This window comes from Bacteroidota bacterium (assembly GCA_016722375.1).
Taxonomy (GTDB): Bacteria; Bacteroidota; Bacteroidia; order Chitinophagales; family LD1; genus Bog-950.
In genome coordinates this window covers 136953-155945 of record JADKJG010000007.1, presented here as the reverse complement: position 1 = coordinate 155945, position 18993 = coordinate 136953, and the positions used below count along the sequence as shown (strand labels likewise).

The window sequence follows — 18993 nt, the reverse complement described above, 5'->3', positions numbered from 1 at the left end:
TTTAAAACTTCTTTTTCTCGGAATCGGGCAAAGACAAAGAAAAAAATCCGTGCAGCCTAATGTTGTGCGATAAGTATCCAATTAATCTGCTCTCCGCACGTTCCAGATGTTCTTAATTTCGCGCCATCGCAAACATGGGAGTAGTTCAGAGGCAAGGCATCAAAAATACCATCAGTTCCTATGTAGGAATATTGTTGGGTTTTATTTCTCTTATTATTATTCAGCCGCATTTCCTGAGGCCCGAGGAAATAGGCTTGGCCAGAGTGCTTTTTGCCTTTTCAACGCTGATTAGCACGTTTATCCCTATCGGCGTTACGAATATCGCGATGAAATATTTCCCGGTGTTCAAGGATGAAAAAAGCGGGCATCACGGCTTTCTAGGATTCATGCTTCTCTATCTGGTGGTCGGTTTTTTGATAGCCGCAGGCGGCCTTCTGATTTTCCGAGAATTTATCATTTCTCAATATAGAAGAGAGTCGCCACTGATTACCGATTTCTACTACTATATCATTCCATTTAGCTTTTTTCTCGGCTTGGTAGCTGTGCTGAATAGCTATCTCATCGCACTTTTCAAGTCGAGCGCCACTTCCTATTTCAACGATGTGTTTGTCCGTTTGGGCTACATCGCCCTGATATTTCTTTATTATTTTAAAATACTCACCCTGCAACAGTTTATCGGTGGGTATATTGTTATTTACATTTTGCAGTTCTTTCTTTTAGTCATCTACATGAAGAGTGTAGATCGTCCTTCATTAAAAATAGATTGGGACTTTTTTCAAAAGCAGGGCTTAGGTACCATGATACAATTTGGCTTGCTTCTTTCTTTAACAGGCATGGCTTCTTTGGGATTGAAAACACTGGATTCTGTTTTGTTAGGAAAGTTTAAAGCGCTCAATTTTGTCGGTATTTACACGATTGTTGCCTTCATCCCAACCATTATTGAAACCCCGCTGACTGCACTTGAAAGAATCACTGCTGCCAAAATGGCCCATGCATACTCGGAGGCGCGAATAGATGAATTGAAGAATGTTTTTTACAAGTCGGTTAAATATCTTTCAGTTATCGGTGGCCTATTGTTTATTGGGGTGAATACCAATATTGAATTTCTTCTTCATTTTATTGGTAAGGACTATTCTGATGCTTCGGCGGTGGTCTATATTATTTCAGTAGGCTCATTGATTACCATGTTTGGGGGTTCCAGCAATCCTTTGTTAGTCTATACTTCCAAACCCTGGCAGGGAGCATTGATGTTGATATTGCTAGTGATTGTTACCTTTCTGTGCAACTTCCTTTTGATACCAAGATTAGGAATCAATGGTGCGGCATTATCCACTGCTATTTCAGCTTTACTCTTCACCGGAGCAAAATTCTATATCAACTATCATCGGTTTGGATTTCAGCCTTATGACGGCAACAGCTTGAAAGTGATTTTTATTGTTGCCCTTTGTGCGGTGATTAATTATTTTTTACCGGTACTTTCTTCAGATTTTATCAATATTTTGATTAGGAGTGTGTTGCTTGGAGGATTATATATTGGGCTCGTTTATTATTTTCAGATATTACCGGAATTGAACCGTTTTGTTCCTTGGCATCGTTAGGGAAATGAATACTTTGTTTGAATCTTCTCATGAAAATTAATCATCATTATCTATGTTGAATTTGTTTCGCATTCCGGTGCTTCGGGTTTTGGGCAGGAAGATGTATCATAAAGTGGTTAAGTACCGCGAAGTCTATATCAGCCATTTGCTATCCCCTGATAAAATCGTGCTGGGTGGTATTTTTAAAGGGATGAAGTATCCGGTCTTTGAATCATTCGGCAGTGGGCTTCTTACCAAGTTGCTAGGTAGTTATGAGGACGAACTTCATCCGGCACTTCAGAAGTTTTCCAAGAATCAGTATTCTGATATTATTGATATAGGATGTGCGGAGGGTTATTATGCCGTCGGCTCAGCTTTGTTATTTCCTCAGGCAAAGGTGCATGCTTATGATATAGAAGAATCTGCGATTAGTTTATGTAGAAAAATGGCTACGGTTAATGAAACCATCAATCGCACCCTGTTGAAGAGAAAATGTGATAGGGCTACACTTCTCAATTTTCAGTTTGAAGGTCGCGGTTTAGTTATTTGCGATTGTGAAGGATATGAAAAAGAACTTTTTGATAAAGAGGTTGCAAAATCACTAAAATCTTGTGATGTCATTATAGAATTGCATGAAGGATTAGCTTCTGGCATAAAAGGACAAATCGAACAAGCATTTAATGAAACACATGATATCGAATTTGTAAAAAGTAAATTAAAATCGGTACGAGATTATTCATTACTATCCAAATTACCAGTGGAATATCAGCAGGACCAATACTTGATAGAAAGAGATACCGCGCAGGAATGGGCGGTAATCAGTTCTCGAGTTTACTAAGATTTTCTACAGTTCAAATTTAATTCCCTGCGCTAAAGGCAGCTCACTTCCGTAGTTGATGGTATTTGTTTGGCGGCGCATATAATTTTTCCAGGCATCGCTGCCGCTTTCGCGTCCGCCACCGGTTTCTTTTTCACCACCGAAAGCGCCACCTATTTCAGCGCCGCTAGTACCTATGTTTACGTTGGCAATGCCACAATCACTTCCATTCGTACTTAAGAATTCTTCCATCTCTCGCATGTTGGTGGTCATAATCGAGGAAGAAAGTCCCTGCACTACTCCGTTCTGTAATGCAATGGCATCAGCGATGGTTTTATATTTCATAATATAAAGAATAGGAGCGAAGGTTTCGTGTTGCACAATAGGAATATCATTCGAGGCTTCAATGATACACGGCTTGACGTAACAACCGCTTTCATATCCCTTTCCCTTTAGCACACCGCCTTCTACTAATAGTTTTCCGCCTTCTCTTTTTGCTTCTATTATCGCCGACTCATACATCTGCACTGCTTGTTTATCAATCAAGGGGCCAACATGATTTTTTTGATCTAATGGATTTCCAATTTTTAGTTGGGTATAAGCCTTCTTCAATCGTTTTTTTACTTCTTCATATAGAGATTCATGAATAATAAGCCGACGGGTAGTGGTGCATCGTTGACCTGCAGTTCCTACCGCACCAAACACCACCGCCGTCATGGCGATATTCAAATCGGCATGAGGAGTGATGATGATTGCATTGTTTCCTCCTAATTCCAGAAGCGTTTTGCCAAGTCGGGCACTCACGGCAGCTCCTACCGCCTTCCCCATTCTGATAGAACCGGTAGCCGAGACTAGCACCATACTTTTATCGTGACTCATTAGCTCGCCGATCTGGCCATCACCGTTGATGATACAAGAGATACCTTCAGGCAAATTATTTTTCTTAAAAACTTTTGCGACAATATTCTGGCAGGCCAAGGAACACAAGGGCGTTTTTTCCGAGGCTTTCCAAACACATACATCACCACAAATCCAGGCAAGCATACTATTCCAACTCCAGACCGCTACCGGGAAATTAAATGCAGAAATAATCCCGACAATTCCTAGTGGATGCCATTGTTCATACATACGATGTTTTGGTCTTTCGCTGTGCATCGTTAGGCCGTGAAGTTGGCGCGAAAGCCCAACCGAGAAATCGCAGATGTCTATCATCTCCTGAACTTCTCCTAAGCCCTCTTGCAAACTCTTTCCCATTTCATAAGAAACAAGTTTACCAAGCGGTGCCTTGAATTTGCGCAACTCTTCGCCGATTTGTCGCACGATTTCTCCTCGCTTTGGCGCGGGAATATTCCTCCAATGTTTAAATGCTGCACTAGCAGTATTAATTACTTCCAAATATTCTTTCTCAGTAGTGGTAGCTACGGAAGCAATTAATTTTCCGTCCACCGGCGAGAAAGATTCAATCAGTCCACCTTTACCTTTCAGCCATTTGTTTCCGGTAGAAGTACCGGAATTGATTTTGTTTATTCCTAACTGTTTTAAAACGTCTTTCATGATTTTGATTTTAAAGGTTGATGTATTTACGAAGAAAACTCAATGGGTTCTGTAACTCTAATTTGAGTGTAAAAGTAATCCTCTGATACCATTTATGGATACCAATTATTTTTTGGTTGTTGCGGATATTGTTGGTAACAAGGAAAGGCAAGTGTATTTCTACCATTTCCGGCAAGGCAATTAGAGATATACCGGCTTCTGCTGCTACTTGCAACTTGTTGTCATCATTCACCCATAAGGCTCCAGAAAGGAAAGGGTGAATGGGAACAAATCTATGGATGGAGGAAGAGAGGTTTATAGCACTGATAAATTTACCGGTTGCACCGACGTTTGTATTGGAACGGAACCCGCCATCTACCACCGATACTTGCCGTGCGAGATTTTTGTCTCTTCCATTTCGATCTAAGAATGTTTCATCGAACATATAATCTTTTTGAAGCCAATAGGCATAAGTGCTATTGGAAACATTGCTTAAATAAAATCTGGGATTGGGAGCCGAGATATCGCTTGATAATTTCGTGTTGAATAAAAACCCGCCGGCGAAGAGTCTTATTTTAAATCCTTCATTGGGTCGGTTGTAACTGAGCAGAAACCTTCCTTCTGCTGAAAGATTTCCAAAATTTCTTCCATGACGGAATGTGACTTGTACGCTAAACGGATTTAGAGTAGAACGGCGCTCTAAGCGATATTTGATTTCATCTACAAAGTATCGCTGTGTTTTCTCATCCAAAACTTTCTCTGCACACTCGCTGATAATAATCACGCTCCTCGCTTGCAGTGAATGTATGTACGGGCTTCTTGATCTTCTCTTTTTGAATTCAATAGATATAGAAGGTTCTATTTTATTGAAGGTCAAATTTTCTGGAAATAACAGATAACTGAATCGCTGAGCAAACAAACCAAAAGAAACTTTTTGTACTTCATCAGGAAAGAGATTTAAACTGAATTTTCCAAAGCCGATAAATTGTTTTGAACCAGTACCGAATGCAGGAATCAGGTAATAACTGAATTTTCTGGTGGGCACCATCGGGCTATATATAGCTAACCCCACCTGTGTTTTGTCATAGTTGTTCCAACCTATGTAAGGAGCAAAGAAAACCTGTGTCCGGTTTTGGTTTTCTATAGATCCGAGAAACTGTAAACGCAATCGTTCGAATTTATGAGCTAGGCGGTTGATTTTATAGGTATTGTTTCTCCTGTTTATTTCAGGGATGATAAGCCCCGGGTCAATCTGAATCTTATCTGCTTCACCTTTAGAAATCGAAATTACTTTTGTTCTCGTGAATCCATCTAACCATTGCGAAGAAATAACGGAATCGCGTTTTAGCGAAGTGAGTAAGACAGGTGAGGATACCTTATTGATATTCTTCAGTAGGATGGTAAGGCTGTCCGTTCCCTTTTGTTTTTTAGCAGAAGCAATCTTATAGTCAATCTTATTTTTGGTTTGGATTAAGTCTTCAAAGAACCAACTCAAATCCTTTCCGGTTTCTGTTTCAAACATTCTTCGAAGGTCTTCTGGTTCCGGGTGCTTGTATTTCCAAGTCGCAAAATATTTCTTCATTATCATATCGAAGATTTCAGTGCCCAGATACTTTTCGAGATACTCCATTAGCATAGCAGATTTGCCATATACCACGGCGCCATAATTGAAGGATGTATAATCTTTTGCATTTTGTTCAACCGGTTCATCGCGATTCTCTCGTGCCATGAGTTGATAAGCAAAATCTCTTGCGTACCTGCTTTTATATGGAAGGAGGTCAAAGAATTTTTGAGTAGGTTTGGAAAACATATCAGCCAACTGTTTCTCAGGATATTTTATTTGAGCATACCGGTTTTCATAGTAAGAATTGATGCCCTCGTCCATCCAAGGGTGTTCGCGTTCGTTGCTGCCTAACATACCATAAAACCAGTTATGTCCCACTTCGTGAGTAATCACCATGTCCAATTCTTCCCCATTTTTTACTGGGCCTACAATCGTCACGTTCGGATATTCCATACCGCCCCCCGCACCTATAATTCCCTGAACCGCTGTTACCTGTCGGTAAGGATAGTCTCCCATCTGGTTGCTGTAATAACGAATAGCATCTGCTAGATACTCGGGCGCTTTTATCCAAAGGCTAGATTGTGCTTGGGTAAACAGCGACCAAGTCTCCACACGATGTTTCGATGCTGGAAGTTCTACGTCTCCTTTTAGCACATAATACCTTTTATCGGCAAACCAGGCAAAGTCATGTATATTATCTTGTTTGAATCGAATCGTTTTTGTTTTTTGCGAAGAAGCCGGAAAGCTATAGTCCAATGTTTTTGTTTCTATTGTCTTTAAAGTGGCCTCGGCTCTTTCATTCATCCATCTTATTTCAGCCGTATCCTGCAAATCACCCGTAGCTCCTACCACATAGTTTTCAGGAAGTGTGATGCTAACATTATAAGAACCGAACTCCCCATAAAATTCTCCCTGATCTAAATACGGCATAGTATGCCATCCGTCTTTATCATACACCGCTGGTTTGGGGTACCATTGGCTGATTTGATAACTCTGCCTTACATGCCCCATGCGAGAAAAAGTATAAGGCAATTTGATATGAAAGGGGGTGGAGATCCGCACACTTTCACCAGTACTTAGCGGGCTATTCAATATTACCTTACAAATTTCTTCGCTCGTAGAATCAAACAACCAGCGACAGGCCTCCGAGTTTATTTTAAAGTTCAAACTATCTATATACCCTCGTTCTGAGGGCTTGCTTCTTCTGAACTCCCAGCTTCCGTTTTCAATCAGCTGCTTTGCAAAAGGCGTATGGGTGTTCTTGTATGCATTCGCCCAGAGATGAAGATAGATGAAGGAGAGCGTCTCTGGTGAATGGTTCTTATAATCTATCGTAATGAATCCATTCAGTTCGTGATGCACATCATCCAGTTGAACCTCTATTTGATAGTTTACTTCTTGCTGCCAATAATTATTCTGGGATAAACCGGTCATGCAAAAAGCAAGTGCAAAGGAAAGAAGAAGGAACTTCATGAAGATATCGGTCAAAACGAAAATAGAAGAATATGTGGAACCAGCAACGCATATATTAAGACGGCCCGCTTGTATTGGTTTTTATACAGATACTCCTAGCTCCTGTTGATATGTACAACTACAACCGATTGCTGATGCGTTTTTATTTGACCCCTAATTATTTAACCCCTTAAAAGTAATTATGAAAAAATATATCCTTCTATTGTTATTGCCTTTATTGTTAGCTGCAACTACCTTTGCACAAGTTCCTCAGAAGATGAACTACCAGGCGGTAGTTCGAGATAACTCCGGGCAGCCATTGTCGAACGGTACGAATGTGACGGTTCGCTTTATGATACACAATGGCACGATGTCAAGGTCCGGTTGAATATACAGAGACGGTGACGGCGACTACCAATCAGTTTGGATTGATTAATCTATATATAGGAGAGAAGGGAGACCTCAGCTTCGTAGATTGGAGCAGCGGTGCTAAATATCTACAAGTAGAAGTTGATCCGGCAGGAGGAACGAACTATACCGATATGGGAACCTCGCAGTTGTTGAGTGTACCTTATGCCTTATTTTCAGGAAACGGTGGTGGAGGCGGCGGTGCCAAAGGCCCTACGGGTCCCACGGGTATGACCGGTGCCGCGGGCCCTCAGGGCCCTCAAGGTATTACGGGCCCACAGGGAATACAGGGACAACAAGGATTCGCGGGAGCGGCAGGGCCTACAGGCGCTGTGGGTGCTCAAGGTGCTGCGGGTGCTGATGGTGCCACCGGCGCACAGGGACTTCAGGGTCTGGCTGGTGCAACGGGTGCACAGGGCTTACAAGGCCCTCAGGGCAATCCGGGTCCACAAGGATTGATGGGTAATACAGGCGCTCAAGGCCTAACTGGTGCTGACGGCCCACAAGGCCCTACTGGTGCTACTGGTAATGACGGTGCAAATGGAAACGATGGTGCTACGGGTGCAGATGGTATCCAAGGCCCAACTGGTGCTGATGGCCCACAAGGCCCTACCGGTGCTACCGGTAATGACGGTGCTAATGGAAACGACGGTGCTACTGGTGCAGATGGTATCCAAGGCCCAACAGGCGCTGACGGTCCACAAGGTCCTACCGGTGCTACTGGTAACGACGGTGCTACAGGTGCAGATGGAATCCAAGGCCCAACTGGTGTAGATGGTCCACAAGGCCCGACCGGTGCTACCGGTAATGATGGTGTCAATGGAAACGACGGTGCTACGGGGTGCAGATGGTATCCAAGGCCCAACAGGTGTAGATGGCCCACAAGGTCCTACCGGTGCTACCGGTAATGACGGTACAAATGGAAATGACGGTGCTACAGGTGCAGATGGTATCCAAGGCCCGACTGGTGCTGATGGTCCACAAGGCCCTACCGGTGCTACTGGCAATGATGGAGCTAACGGAAACGACGGTGCTCCGGGTATTGATGGTGCTCAAGGCCCGACAGGTGCTACTGGCATGATAGGTGTTACTGGCGCAACCGGAGCAACTGGATTTCTTGCAAGCGGAACTTCTGCCGGAAACACTCCCTACTGGAATGGTACCAGTTGGGTAACCAATAACAGCAATATTTACAATAATGGAGGTAATGTAGGTATCGGGACAACCACTCCTCACGCGGGTTTGCAATTGGCAAACACCATATCAAACAGAAAAATAGTCCTCTATGAAAATGCTGATAATGACCATGAGATATACGGGTTTGGTATCAACAACAACATGTTGCGATATCAGACTGCCGCTACAAGTGCAGATCATGTGTTTTTTGCTGCAACCGGTGCATCTGCCAGTAATGAGCTAATGAGGATTAAAGGAAACGGAAACGTAGGTATTGGAACTCCTTCGCCTTCCGTTAAACTTGAGGTAGTCGGTACTTCTGGAACCACGCTAAAGATTGTTGATGGCAACCAAGGCGATGGCAAATCTTTAGTTTCAGATGCCAATGGAAATGCAAGTTGGGGCAATGCACCAACGGCTCATGGAAGCAAATGTTTAGCACGGTTGGTTCAAATACCTTTACAGTACCGGCTGGGGTGAACTCAGTAAGAGTAAGTATGATTGGTGGCGGCGGTGGCGGCGGAAGCTGGGGCGGCGGCGGCGGCGGTGCTGGAGCTTTTGTCAGATATTCTACACTGTCTGTAACACCGTCCACTGCGTACACAATCACCGTTGGTGGTGGTGGTAATGGGGGCGATAGTTGGAATGGGATTACAGCCGGAGCAGGAGGCTCCAGTTCTTTTGATGTATTATTATCTGTTAATGGTGGCGGTGGCGGAAATGATATTCAGGGTGGCTGTTGGCCTTCCGGCTGTGGTGGTGGTGGAAGCACCTTTGGTGCCGGTGGTTCTGGAGCGGGAAATGGTGGTAATGGAGGAAACGGCGGTCAGTTTGGCGGCGGCGGTGGCGGCGGCGGTGCTGGGTTTACGTTTGGCGGTGCCGGTGCTTCTGGTATGGTGTTCATTGAATGGTGGATTTGGTAAAATAGCAGTATCTTAAGGATAACAATCCTGTATAGATATAATTTGAAGCTGCCTCGGAAGATGAGGCAGCTTTTTTATGCCTACTGGTGTCTAAGGATTTCTAACGCTGGCAAACAGTAATTATTTTTCCTTACCTCTTTTGTTTCAACTTGGATAATAAGAAAGGAAGATGACCGTCAGGACTATTTGTACTATATCTAATACGATTTATAATCGCTTCTGTTAGTAAAGGGTATTTGCTCGATATGACCACCGGTTATCTTTGCCACGTTCTTAAATTTAAAATACAACGCTGATGAAAAACATTTTCCTTTTTCTGTCTTTCGTAGTTTTTGCTACAACAGTTTTCGCACAAGTTCCTCAGAAGATGAACTATCAGGCGGTAGTTCGAGATAACTCCGGGCAGCCATTGTCGAACGGTACGAATGTGACGGTTCGCTTTATGATACACAATGGCACGATGTCGGGTCCGGTTGAATATACAGAGACGGTGACGGCGACTACCAATCAGTTTGGATTGATTAATCTATATATAGGAGAGAAGGGAGACCTCAGCTTCGTAGATTGGAGCAGCGGTGCTAAATATCTACAAGTAGAAGTTGATCCGGCAGGAGGAACGAACTATACCGATATGGGAACCTCGCAGTTGTTGAGTGTACCTTATGCCTTATTTTCAGGAAACGGTGGTGGAGGCGGCGGTGCCAAAGGCCCCTACGGGTCCCACAGGTATGACCGGTGCCGGCCCTCAGGGCCCTCAAGGTATCCAGGCCCACAGGGAATACAGGGACAACAAGGATTCGCGGGAGCGGCAGGGCCTACAGGCGCTGTGGGTGCTCAGGTGCTGCGGGTGCTGATGGTGCCACCGGCGCACTAGGGACTTCAGGGTCTGGCTGGTGCAACGGGTGCACGGGCTTACAAGGCCCTCAGGGCAATCCGGGTCCACAAGGATTGATGGGTAATACAGGCGCTCAAGGCCTAACTGGTGCTGACGGCCCACAAGGCCCTACTGGTGCTACTGGTAATGACGGTGCAAATGGAAACGATGGTGCTACGGGTGCAGATGGTATCCAAGGCCCGACTGGTGCTGATGGCCCACAAGGTCCTACCGGTGCTACTGGTAATGACGGTACAAATGGAAATGACGGTGCTACAGGTGCAGATGGAATACAAGGCCCAACAGGCGCTGATGGTCCACAAGGCCCTACCGGTGCTACTGGTAACGATGGTACAAATGGAAACGACGGTGCTACAGGTGCAGATGGAATCCAAGGCCCAACAGGTGCAGACGGCCCACAAGGTCCTACCGGTAACAACGGTGCAAATGGAAACGATGGTGCTACCGGTAATGACGGTGCAAATGGAAACGACGGTGCTACGGGTGCAGATGGAATCCAAGGCCCAACAGGTGCAGATGGCCCACAAGGTCCTACCGGTGCGACTGGCAATGATGGAGCTAACGGAAACGACGGTGCTACAGGTGCAGATGGTATCCAAGGCCCGACTGGTGCTGATGGTCTACAGGGCCCTATCGGTGCTACCGGTAATGACGGTGCCAATGGAAGCGATGGTGCTACGGGTGCTGATGGAATACAAGGTCCAACAGGTGCTGACGGCCTACAAGGTCCGACCGGTGCTACCGGTAATGATGGTGCCAATGGAAGCGATGGTGCTACTGGTGCTGATGGAATACAAGGCCCGACTGGTGCTGATGGTCTACAGGGCCCTACCGGTGCTACTGGCAATGACGGTGCTAATGGAAACGACGGTGCTACGGGTGCTACTGGCAATGATGGAGCTAACGGAAACGACGGTGCTACAGGTGCAGATGGTATCCAAGGCCCAACAGGTGCTGACGGCCTACAAGGTCCGACCGGTGCTACCGGTAACGACGGCGCAAATGGAAATGACGGTGCTACAGGTGCAGATGGAATCCAAGGCCCAACAGGTGCCGATGGCCTACAGGGTCCTACCGGTGCTACTGGTAATGATGGTTTCGCTGGTCCAATGGGCCCAATGGGTCCACAAGGTCCTGCCGGTAATGATGGATTTGACGGTGTAATGGGACCAATGGGACCGCAAGGCCCTGCTGGTAATGATGGTTTTGCTGGTCCAATGGGCCCAATGGGTCCACAAGGTCCTGCCGGTAATGATGGATTTGACGGTGTAATGGGACCAATGGGACCGCAAGGCCCTGCTGGTAATGATGGTTTCGCTGGTCCAATGGGCCCAATGGGTCCAGAAGGTCCTGCCGGTATTGACGGAGTAGATGGTGCCACGGGAGCTACCGGTCCACAAGGTGCTACGGGTGCCGCTGGTAGCGGCGGACCATGGACCGACGATGGTGCGGGTACTGTTTATAATAGCAGCTATATCAGTTATGGTCATCAAAAAATTGGTGTTAATACTTCAAGCCCCTTAGCTGACTTGCATATTTTCGGCACCAACAATAACGGAGGCAAGTTGAGTAGCGCTATCTTTGCTACAGATAATACCGGCGATAAAAATGCTTTCCATGTACGGGTAAAAGACTACCGTACCGACTTGAGTGCTGACAACCAGTGTAAATGCTCTGCTGCAGATCTAAGTTTCAGTACGCAAAATGGCTCTGACAGTCTGGTCGAGAACATGAGAGTTACCAGTACTGGTAATGTAGGTATCGGAACTACTTCACCGCTTTCTAAACTTGATGTCGTTGGCGATATGGCTGTTTCGGGCGATATATTGGGTCGTGATAACAGCGATCTATCTATCTATCAGAACACAGCCGTTGGTAACGGTTCGGCTATCAAGATGCAATCAGAAGATCTTGACATCATCTCGGGTGACAACGGCAGAGTTACTATCCATCAATATGAAAGCGGGCTCGGAGGTTACTATCCGGTTCTATCAACATCCTCCGGTCAGGTCAATATCGGCGATATCAATGGGGTGAAAAACGGGACAACAATGACTATATGGGACAACAACAACAGTATCATTATGAATGCTGGTTCGGTTGGTATTGGTACTTATTTTCCCGGGGCGAAACTCGAAGTAGCCGGTCAGGTGAAAATCACCGGAGGAACTCCCGGTGCAGGCAAAGTGTTGACCAGCGATGCGGATGGTTTGGCCACTTGGGAAACGCCTTCTGGCGCCGGTTCTTATCCTTCAGTTATCAATGCTGAAGTCGGAATCCCTGCAGTAAGTATTGATGATTATTACTCCACCATTGCCACCATTACCATTCCAAGCACCGGCAAATATCTGCTGACGGCCTATCTCACCGGAGCGGATTTCGCCGAAAACTATATAGTTACTGTTTATCAGGACGCTACCCCTAAAGCTGGTGCATCTACGTATGGGGCCGAGGGAATTTTGTCTATCAGCCACGTGCTCAACCTGACCACCACCAATTCATTAACCATTCAGGCAAGAATTGGCGCATGGAGCAATCCTACATCTATCATAAATGGAACCTATTCTTTAGTGAAGCTCGCTGATTAAATCTTTCAGGATAAACCTTCCAAGTCTCAAACACTTGGAAGGTTTAAATAAAAAACCCGTCCTGCTTCGGTGCGACGGGTTTTGTTTATTGTTTAACTCGTTTCTTAGAGAAAGGAGAATCGCTAAACGGAAAGCCAATATCTTTCAGCTTTTCAGCCTGTTCGGCGCTGAGCGGTTTCCTAGGTTGTTTCCCTCTCATCAATTGATATCGACACCAAATGGCCAACTTCCGTTCCTCCTCAAGGCTTCCCTGAATAACAGGCCAAAGCCCCGGATTCTTTCTTCGCCAAGACCTTAACTTTTCAAATTTTTGTTGCCAGATATGATGAAAGCCATCGAATTTCAAATCACTTAACCCCAGTTTTTTCCATAGCCGGATTCGTTTTTTGCGTAGTATCCCCTTTTTATAGTGCGCTCGTTGCGTATTGGTCCAGCATGCCATTTTATAATTGATAGTATGGGTCGGAAATTTACCATGAGCTTCAATATAGGCAGCCAACTGGTGATATTGCTCCATCCAACTACTTTCCGATATCCCAGAGGTTTGCACGGGGGGCAATGATTTAAACATCTTCTGCTGCTCTTTGTCCAACTTCTTCCTTAGCTGCGATCTGTACCAAGAGTATTTTTTTTTATGAATGCTGGCGGACAATATGCCATTGTTTTCTTCCAAATGTTTTTTCAACGCTTCATACTTGCTTATCCAGTTATCTCGCAGTGCATTAAAATTAAAACCTATGGCCTCCAGCCGCTCTCTCCACAAGGAGGGCAGCTTCCCGTCTTTCTGCCTCTGTCGGATCAAATAGCACCAGGAGTGCAGCTTCATTTCTATCGGATCATTGTCTGTTTTTCCAGGCCAGCGATGAGGCGATCGTTTTCTGAATTCTACTAGTCGGTCATAGTTAATGAACCACTTGGCTTCCACCACGGGAGACATTTTGGCTTTCATGTAAATCACCCCCAACTCCGGCCTTTCTACAAAAGATTTTATTTGCTCCATCCGCTCGGAGGTTAATTTCCCTTTATAGAATGACATTTCTTGAATCCTCCGCCATTGATTCAGTTTCTCGTTATCTATGGGAAGGTTTGCCATTTCTTCGGAACTCAATGACCGGAGTTGCGCAAAGTTCTTCTGCCAGATGTGTTCATGGCTGTTCCATATAAAACCGATAGCTTCTAATTCAGCAATTTCCTCAGGTAACAGACGATGGTTTTTGTATTGTGTTCGTATGCTGCTCATCCAAGTGTATAGTACGAGGTTATCCTTCTGCTTCGGGAACTTTTGAAAGGTTTGTTTATACTCTTTCAATGCCTTAAAGTTTTTGCTGAAATTCTCCATTGCACATTTATTGTTCTTTCAAAAGTAAAAAATAGTATAACCGGAATTAAAACTTTCAGGTAATTTGTTTCTACAAATTTCGAACCGTCCACTCTTTCATTCCACCCACCGCAACATTTGCCAGGCGCAAGCATCGTTCAGGTCGGGATTGAAGATTAAAATATAAGTATCGGAAGGCGATGTCATCAGTTGTTCTATTCTAAAGGTCTTGGTCTTGTTGGCTTTCACGGTTTGCCAGACGATACCGGTACCGTCCGCCGAAGCATGTCCTCCAATCTTCAATTCGATGTTGCTGAAATTGCTGAACCGGATACGTGTCCCCTCCGGGAAGGTATCGTGCACAGCCACTTCGGTTTTATTCGGATGAATCAATCCATGATATTTTTCTTTGGCGGCGCTGTGGTGGCGAGGCAGCAATAAACTGAAATCAAACAAGGCTTTCAACTTGATGATATTTCCCTTTTCAACCGCGCCGGCGGTAAGCACTGCGACCAGGAGTGATTCGTTCAAGGCTTCTCGGGTTTTGTGCAACGATGCCCGGTTGCTGCTCACCATCCCCATCTTCGATGATTGTGCATTTTGCGCTGTCTGGAATGCAGTCGGGAAATTGGTGAACAAAGTGACCGTGGCGGGAGGGAAGTCGGCGGCATGGTTCAGTATTGCATCTGCAAAAGCCACCATCAGGGAATGTATCTTTGTTTTGTTGCGCGACCGGTTGTATTCTTTCATCCCTTGGGGGTAAAAGAGGAGGAAGGTTTTCTCGTCATTCCGGTACTTTTCCTGAATCACCCCAAATTGCAGACGCACTTCATTCATGAAGGCTTCGAAAATTTCATTCACAGTATAGGTCTTTCCCATTTGTTGCGATATATCAATCAATATCTGAACCTGAAAATTACTCATAGCCGCGATTTTGGCCGTCAGGTCGGCAATCACTGCGTCATATTGCCCGCCAGTGTTGACGTTTATTAATTTGGCCAGTGTTTCATCCGCAAAATATTGGAGGCGATAGCTGGTGATGTTTTTATCATCAAAAAAGTTGAGAAACAGATTTTCTATCGTTTTCATAAACTTACTGGATTTTTGGTAGCATAAAATTATGAAGTTTATTTATTTCCACAAAATTGGAATCAATTAAACTGTCTCGTTTGGCTTGTTCCATACATTTGGAAATAGGTCAACTGCTTCGTTTAATATGTTCCGTACATTTGGAAATGGCTCAACTGTCTCGTTGACTATATTCCATACATTTGGAAATAGGCTCAACTGATTCGTTTAGTATGTTCCGTACATTTGGAAATAGCTCAACTGTCTCGTTGAGTATATTCCATACATTTGGAAATGGCTCAACTGCCTCGTTGAGTATATTCCGTACATTTGGAAATAGCTCAACTGCCTCATTAAGTATATTCCATACATTTTGAATGATGAAAACCGATCGGTTTAATAGATTCCTTAAATTAGGAAATAGTAAAGCGGGGAAAAGTATGTAGTGATGATTTCTATGGATAGCGCGGCTGGAAGGATGAGGGGGTTCTTGGAATGAATTAGACCAGATTTGACAACTTTTAAAAGTTGTCAAATCTACTCAATGGCTTAAAACGCACTCTTCTTTCCGTCCAGATATTCTTTATAAACCTCGCGAACGATGCCGTCGCCCAAACCGATTTTGGGGACAAAGATTTTATCGGCAGCTACCCACTTCATGATGGTAAGGAAAATCTCGCCGGCGGGAATAATCACATCGGCGCGGTCGGGGTTCAGGTCATAAATCTTCATGCGCTCATCGTAGGTATGGACGCGCAGGTCTTCTACCAGCTCATCCAACTTATCGAAAGAAAGCGATTTGCCGGGTTTCAGTTCTGCCAGCTTTGATATCTTGTTGATGTTGCCGCCCGAGCCGATCATGGAGAAATCTTTCAGAATGCCCACCTTTTCTTTCACCCATTCTTTCATCTTTCGCCAATCCTCCTTTTCTACTTGCAACTGCAACATGCGCAGCGTGCCGATGGGAAAAGATTGAGCGGCCACGGCTTTGCCTTTGGAGAAGATGGTGATTTCCGTACTGCCTCCGCCTACATCTACAAAGAGACAGTTGTTCTGCATTTTTCCCAGCGCCGCATTTTGGCTGCTGAAGATGAGGTTGGCTTCTATGTTGCCTGAAATAATTTCGATGCTGATGCCGGCCTTTTCTTTTATCCGGCGCACGATGTCGGGTCCGTTGGCCGATTCGCGCATGGCCGAAGTGGCGCAACCTTTATAATGAACCACCTCGTTGGCTTTCATCAAATATTTGAAAGCCATCATGGTGTCTTCGAGTCGAAGAATTGATACTTCGGGAATTTGATGGTTGGTGAAGGAATTGCCACCGAGGCGAACCGGTACGCGGATAAGCGAACTTTTCTTGAAGAGCGGGCCTTCGCCATTCAGCAACACGTTGGATACCAGCAGGCGAACGGAGTTGGAACCTATATCTATTGCCGCAAATTTTCTGATTTCCAAGGTCGCTAATTTTGTCGCAAGTTAATGGTAACGGTGCGAAAGTGAGCAGGTAGTTTTCAACTGAAAAGTGTGCGTATGGATTCCATCGCTCGCAGCGATGGAATCCATAAACGCTCATTATTTCAAGTAACTATAAATCGCTTCCTGCGCGCGCACTTTCTTTCGACCGGTAGCCGCGCGATAATGGTTTTGTTGCGCCTCGTCGAGCACGCGGGCCTTCACGTTATCTGCCCATTGAAGTTCGAGCATGTCGCGCAGTTCCTTCTGAATCGTTTTATCATAAATCGGACAGCTCACTTCAATCCGCGCATCCAAGTTGCGCATCATCCAGTCGGAAGAAGAGATGAAGAAAAGTTCGTTGCCCCCATTTCTAAAAATCATCACGCGCGAATGTTCCAGCAGTCTATCCACGATGCTGATGGCTTCGATGTTTTCGCTCAGGCCGACAATGCCCGGTGCCAGCGCCAACGTTCCGCGAACAATGAGTCTGATTTTGACTCCGGCTTTTCCCGCCACATAAAGTGCTTTGATGAGGTCATCATCCACCACGCTGTTGAACTTGAGAAAGATTTCGGCCTTCACGCCCTTGCGGGCATAGGCCATTTCGTTTTCAATCAGTTTAATAAACCGGCGACGGGTGGACTGGGGAGAAAGAATGAGGTGTTTGAAGTTCTGAACTTTATAGTTCTTCTCGAAGAATTCAAAAACCTTCTCCACCTCTTTGGTGATTCGCACATCGGAGGTCAGCAAAGAATCATCGGCATATACCTGAGAAGTGATCTCGTTATAGTTACCGGTGCTGACATTGGCATAAAGTTTTTGTTTATCATTTTCCATCCGCGTGATGAGGCAGAGTTTGGAATGCACCTTCAGCCCCGGCACGCCGAAAATCACCTGAATGCCCTGTTCCTGCAGATGTTTCGCCCAAGAGATATTCGCTTCTTCATCAAAGCGCGCACGCACCTCAAGCACCGCCACCACCTGCTTGCCGTTTTGCGCCGCGTTGATCAGTGCATTGATGACCATAGATTTTTTGGCCACGCGGTACAAAGTGATTTTTATTGTTTTCACATGAGGGTCTATCGCTGCTTCGCGAAGCAGATCAATAAAGTGCGCGAAGTTCTGATAGGGGTAGTGAAGCATCACATCCTGTTTGCGCAGCACTTCAAAGAGACTTTGATTGACCGCCAATAGTTTATGTGGCAGCGGCTTTAATTTTTCATAGATCATCTGTTTGCCGCCGATGGCTGGAAAGCGCATAAAGTCTTTGAAGTTATGATAGCGGCCTCCGGGAATCAGGCTGCCGAATTTGCCCAGCTTCATTTTGGTTTTGATGTAATCCAACAAGTCTTTCGGCATGTCGCTGTCATACACAAAGCGCACCGGGTTGCCTTTTCGGCGAGCCTTCACGCTCTTCGATATTTTGTCGAGATAGCTTTGCGAAAGGTCGTTGTCGAGATCCAGTTCGGCGTCGCGCGTCAGCTTGATGGTGTACGCCTCTATTTTATCAAAAGGGAAAAAGGAGAATACATCGGGCAGGCTAAAGCGGATGATGTCGTCCAGCAGAATAACATATTGATTGTTGTTGGTGGATGGAAGAACCAGAAACCGGTCCACCACATCGGTCGGAATCTCGATGATGGAGTATTGCTTTTCTTTTGGTTTGTTCTGCACCGAAAGGCGAACGGCGAGGTAAATACTTTTGTCTTTTAGGTAAGGGAAAACCTTCACTTGGTTAATCATAATAGGCACCAGTGCCGGACGAACATGCTCATTGAAATAGGCTTTGACGAACTGGCCCTGCGCCTTGGTCAATTGCTTTTCGGTGATGATAAATATGTGATGCTTCTTTAGCTCCTGCTGAATGGCGGCATAAATCGTTTCAAATTGTTTGGATTGCCGGAGCACAATGCTGTTCACCTCCTGCATGATTTTTTTGGATTTGAAGTGCAGCGTTTCCTTGGCTTTCTTTCCCAACACCAGCAGGCGCTTCAAGGTGGCGATGCGCACCCGGAAGAACTCATCTTGATTACTGGAAAAGATACCTAAGAAACGAAGGCGTTCAATGAGCGGAACCGATGGGTCGGCGGCTTCCTGTAATACCCGGCCATTGAAAGAAAGCCAGCTTATTTCGCGATTAATAAATTTTCCGTTCTTAGGCATAGATGGATTTGCATTGTATGCCGTCAAAAATAGAAGAATAAGGAAGGAAGGAAACG

General features: G+C 45.3%; 10 protein-coding genes and 2 pseudogenes. 6 read left to right on the top strand and 6 right to left on the bottom strand.

Annotation, left to right across the window (positions count from 1 at the left end; genetic code table 11):
• Positions 1-134 precede the first annotated feature (134 nt).
• Both IPP77_11570 and IPP77_11565 read left to right on the top strand, forming a co-directional pair.
• Positions 135-1598, top strand: coding sequence for a polysaccharide biosynthesis C-terminal domain-containing protein (locus IPP77_11570; GenBank protein ID MBL0310277.1), 1464 nt, complete (start codon positions 135-137; stop codon positions 1596-1598).
• 52 nt (positions 1599-1650) lie between these two features.
• A complete protein-coding gene (locus tag IPP77_11565; GenBank protein ID MBL0310276.1) occupies positions 1651-2415 on the top strand; it encodes a methyltransferase domain-containing protein in 765 nt (254 codons plus the stop codon).
• A 6-nt stretch (positions 2416-2421) separates the two neighbouring features.
• Here IPP77_11565 and IPP77_11560 read toward each other — a convergent pair whose 3' ends face one another.
• Together IPP77_11560 and IPP77_11555 are read right to left on the bottom strand one after the other, a co-directional pair.
• Entirely contained in the window at positions 2422-3948 is a 1527-nt protein-coding gene (locus IPP77_11560) for an aldehyde dehydrogenase family protein (GenBank protein ID MBL0310275.1), read from the bottom strand.
• 10 nt (positions 3949-3958) lie between these two features.
• Positions 3959-6964, bottom strand: coding sequence for a M1 family metallopeptidase (locus tag IPP77_11555; protein ID MBL0310274.1), 3006 nt, complete (start codon positions 6962-6964; stop codon positions 3959-3961).
• 181 nt (positions 6965-7145) lie between these two features.
• Here IPP77_11555 and IPP77_11550 point away from each other — a divergent pair, with 181 nt between their 5' ends.
• The 4 genes and pseudogenes from IPP77_11550 to IPP77_11535 all read left to right on the top strand — a co-directional run bounded on the left by IPP77_11550 (position 7146) and on the right by IPP77_11535 (position 12933).
• Positions 7146-7331, top strand: coding sequence for a hypothetical protein (locus tag IPP77_11550; GenBank protein ID MBL0310273.1), 186 nt, complete (start codon positions 7146-7148; stop codon positions 7329-7331).
• Positions 7306-9007, top strand: a pseudogene (locus IPP77_11545) (collagen-like protein). The gene IPP77_11550 and the pseudogene IPP77_11545 overlap by 26 nt, the downstream one beginning before the upstream one ends.
• Positions 9004-9450 (top strand): hypothetical protein, encoded by a 447-nt coding sequence (locus IPP77_11540; protein ID MBL0310272.1) that lies wholly within the window; start codon positions 9004-9006, stop codon positions 9448-9450. The pseudogene IPP77_11545 and the gene IPP77_11540 overlap by 4 nt, the downstream one beginning before the upstream one ends.
• A 295-nt stretch (positions 9451-9745) precedes the next feature.
• Positions 9746-12933, top strand: a pseudogene (locus tag IPP77_11535) (hypothetical protein).
• Between the two features lie 85 nt (positions 12934-13018).
• Here IPP77_11535 and IPP77_11530 read toward each other — a convergent pair.
• From IPP77_11530 to ppk1, 4 genes are all read right to left on the bottom strand, one after another.
• Complete coding sequence (locus IPP77_11530) at positions 13019-14272, bottom strand: helicase associated domain-containing protein (GenBank protein MBL0310271.1); 1254 nt, start codon at positions 14270-14272, stop codon at positions 13019-13021.
• Between the two features lie 96 nt (positions 14273-14368).
• Positions 14369-15340: a hypothetical protein gene (locus tag IPP77_11525; protein ID MBL0310270.1), complete on the bottom strand. Its 972-nt coding sequence runs from the start codon at positions 15338-15340 to the stop codon at positions 14369-14371.
• A 528-nt stretch (positions 15341-15868) separates the two neighbouring features.
• Positions 15869-16774 (bottom strand): exopolyphosphatase, encoded by a 906-nt coding sequence (locus IPP77_11520; protein ID MBL0310269.1) that lies wholly within the window; start codon positions 16772-16774, stop codon positions 15869-15871.
• 117 nt (positions 16775-16891) lie between these two features.
• Positions 16892-18937, bottom strand: a complete 2046-nt coding sequence (gene ppk1 / locus IPP77_11515) for a polyphosphate kinase 1 (protein ID MBL0310268.1) — start codon at positions 18935-18937, stop codon at positions 16892-16894.
• Positions 18938-18993 lie beyond the last annotated feature (56 nt).